Annotated in this window: 4 protein-coding genes; 3 read left to right on the forward strand and 1 reads right to left on the reverse strand. The window is 69.1% G+C overall.

Annotated elements, in window-relative coordinates; all coding sequences use genetic code 11:
- Positions 1–279 precede the first annotated feature (279 nt).
- Positions 280–1131 (forward strand): aldo/keto reductase, encoded by an 852-nt coding sequence (locus JNW89_RS33340; RefSeq protein WP_238452066.1) that lies wholly within the window; start codon positions 280–282, stop codon positions 1129–1131.
- Positions 1132–1182: 51 nt separating this feature from the next.
- The gene (locus JNW89_RS33345) at positions 1183–1635 is read left to right on the forward strand and encodes a hypothetical protein (RefSeq protein ID WP_238452067.1); all 453 of its coding nucleotides are present in this window, start codon (positions 1183–1185) and stop codon (positions 1633–1635) included.
- Positions 1636–1675: 40 nt separating this feature from the next.
- Here JNW89_RS33345 and JNW89_RS33350 read toward each other — a convergent pair whose 3' ends face one another.
- Positions 1676–1846, reverse strand: a complete 171-nt coding sequence (locus tag JNW89_RS33350; protein WP_238452068.1) for a type II toxin-antitoxin system Phd/YefM family antitoxin — start codon at positions 1844–1846, stop codon at positions 1676–1678.
- A 31-nt stretch (positions 1847–1877) separates the two neighbouring features.
- Here JNW89_RS33350 and JNW89_RS33355 point away from each other — a divergent pair.
- On the forward strand, positions 1878–2823 hold a 946-nt coding region (locus JNW89_RS33355), incomplete at its 3' end, for a transposase (protein ID WP_238452069.1).

The raw sequence follows: 2823 nt of genomic DNA on the forward strand, positions 1-2823 counted from the left end.
GCACCCCGCGGCACCGATGTTCGGGCAGTTCGCGGCCGAGGTGCTGGCCACTGTCGAACCCGCGCCGCCGGCCGCGGTGACGCCGTCGGCCCGGCCCTGGCCGGTGCTGTTCGACGCCACGTCCGACTGAGGAGTGGGGGCTTGTCGCAGATCACCGGCCGGGCCCGTGAGGGAGCGGCCCGACCGGGTAGGACAGGCGGGTGGCACCACTGCGGCGGACGCCGTGGAAGCGCTTCCGGCGCCCGGCCGGGTGCCCCTGACGATGGGGGAGAGAGCCGGATGGCGAACACGATTCCCGACATCCCCCTCAACGACGGCAACACGATCCCGCAGCTCGGCTTCGGGGTCTTCCAGATCGAGCCGAAGGACACCGTCGAGGCCGTCAGCCGGGCGCTGGAGATCGGCTACCGACACATCGACACCGCCGAGATGTACGGCAACGAGGCCGAGGTCGGCGAGGCGGTCCGCACCTCCGGCCTGGACCGCGCCGAGGTCTTCGTGACCAGCAAGCTCAACAACGCCTTCCACCGGCCGGAGGACGCCCGCCGGGCGTTCGAGTCGACGCTGTCCGCGCTGAAGATGGACCACATCGACCTGTTCCTGATCCACTGGCCGCTGCCCACCCGCTACGACGGCGACTTCGTCTCCACCTGGAAGACGCTGGAGGAGTTCCAGCGCGACGGCCGGGCGAAGTCGATCGGCGTGTCGAACTTCCAGGTGCCGCACCTGGAGCGGCTCGCCGCCGAGGCGGACGTGGTGCCCGCGGTCAACCAGATCGAGGTGCACCCGTACTTCGGCAACGAAGACGTGCGCGCGTACGACCGGCAGCACAACATCATCACCCAGGCGTGGTCGCCGATCGCCCAGGGCAAGGTGCTTGACGATCCGACCGTGGTCGACGTCGCCGACGAGGTCGGCCGTACCCCGGCCCAGGTGGTGCTGCGCTGTCACGTGCAGCGCGGCGACATCGTCTTCCCCAAGTCGACCACTCCGAGCCGGATCGCGGAGAACTTCCAAATCTTCGACTTCGCGCTGGACGACGCGGCGATGGAGCGGATCAGCGGGCTGGACCGGGGCGAGGCCGGCCGGCAGGGCCCCAACCCGGACGAGTTCGACTACCTGCCGAGCTGACGGGTGTAACGCGGCGCGCCGGCACGACGCACCCCGACGTCGACCGCCGAGGTGCGCGGTCAGGTCAAGGCCGCGATGGTCGAGCTGACCAACTTCCACCCGGCCATCGCGGACGTCACCTCGGAGACCGCCAAGGCGTTCAATCTCGCCCACCCGTACCGCGACAACCTCCCGTCGGACCGCAAGCGGACCGCGCACCGGGAGCGGCAGTGGAAGGGCGAGCAGGTCTGGATCCGGCAGTACGTCGTCGGCTACCTCACCGTGCCGGGGCGCAAGCTGATCGGCGACCTGAAGTTGGCGCTGGCGAAGTGCCGGACCTACCAGGAACCGGACGGCCGGACGAACACCACCGTCGTACGCCCCGAGGCGCCGCTGGTGCCCGCGGACGCCGACACCGTCTCCTGGTGCGAGCGACGACGACACCTCCTACCTCTGCATGGTGCTGGTGGCGCGCGGCAGCTACCGGGATGCGGGGCAGTGCTTCGCCTTTCCGGGCGGGGGTGAAGGCCCGCGCTGGGAGGGCCGCCAAGGCGGGAGCAGTGCCCTAAACCGGGCGGTTCCGCGTTTCGATGTACCACCGGTACGGCACGAGAACGGCGCGTGGTTCGTCGTTCTTCGCCAGAATGGTGTGCTGCCCGGCGTAGTGGGCCGCGTCGATCAGCTTGCCGATTTCCTTGCGGGCGTCGCTCACCGCGACCTGGGGTGCATCGTCCATCCGGCAATAGTACGCGTGGTACGTTTTGTACGTGCAGCTTCGTTACAACTACCGCGTCTACCCGACGCCGAGGCAGCAGGCTTCGCTGGCTCGGGCGTTCGGGTGCGCGCGGGTGGTGTTCAACGACGGACTGCGTGCGCGGCAGGAAGCCCGCGAGCAGGGTCTGCCGTACCTGTCGGACGCCGAACTGTCCAAGCGGGTCACCGCAGCCAAGGCGACCCCGGAACGAAGGTGGCTTTCCGAGGTGTCCTCGGTGGTCCTGCAACAGGCCCTCGCGGATCTGAATGTGGCGTACCGCAACTTCTTCGCCTCGATCTCCGGCAAGCGCAAGGGCCGCAAGGTCACGCCGCCACGGTTCCGTTCCCGCAAGGACAACCGGCAGGCCATCCGCTTCACCGCCAACGCCCGGTTCAGGGTCCTCGACAACGGCCGACTCAGGTTGCCGAAGATCGGCAACCTGGAGGTGCGCTGGTCGCGGACGCTGCCCTCCGCACCGTCCAGTGTGACGATCATCAAGGATGCGGCGGGCCGGTACTTCGCGTCGTTCGTCGTGCAGAGCACGCAGGACGAGACGCTGCCGCCGGCCGGGGCCGAGGTGGGTATCGACCTGGGGCTGACCCACTTCGCGGTCCTCTCCGACGGCACGAAGGTCGCCGCCCCGAAGTTCCTACGCCGTACGGCCCGCAAGCTGCGCCGGTTGCAGCAAGACCTGTCTCGCAAGCAGCGTGGCAGCCAGAACCGCAAGAAGGCCGTCGTCAAGGTCGCCCGCGCCCACGCGCGGGTGGCCGACACCCGGCGAGACTGGCAGCACAAACTCTCCACGGCGATCATCCGCGACAACCAAGCGGTGTACGTCGAGGACCTGTGCGTCGTCGGTCTCGGCCGACCCGGCTCGCCAAGTCCGTGCACGACGCGGGATGGGCCAGCTTCACCGCCATGTTGGAGTACAAGGCCGCCCGGTACGGGCGCACCTTCGC

The organism is Micromonospora sp. 4G55, assembly GCF_016803375.1.

Excerpts from the sequence above, each read along its gene's own strand:
- JNW89_RS33340 (WP_238452066.1), top strand. The coding sequence starts at position 280 with ATGGCGAACACGATTCCCGACATCCCCCTCAACGACGGCAACACGATC.
- JNW89_RS33350 (WP_238452068.1), bottom strand. The coding sequence starts at position 1,846 with ATGGACGATGCACCCCAGGTCGCGGTGAGCGACGCCCGCAAGGAAATC.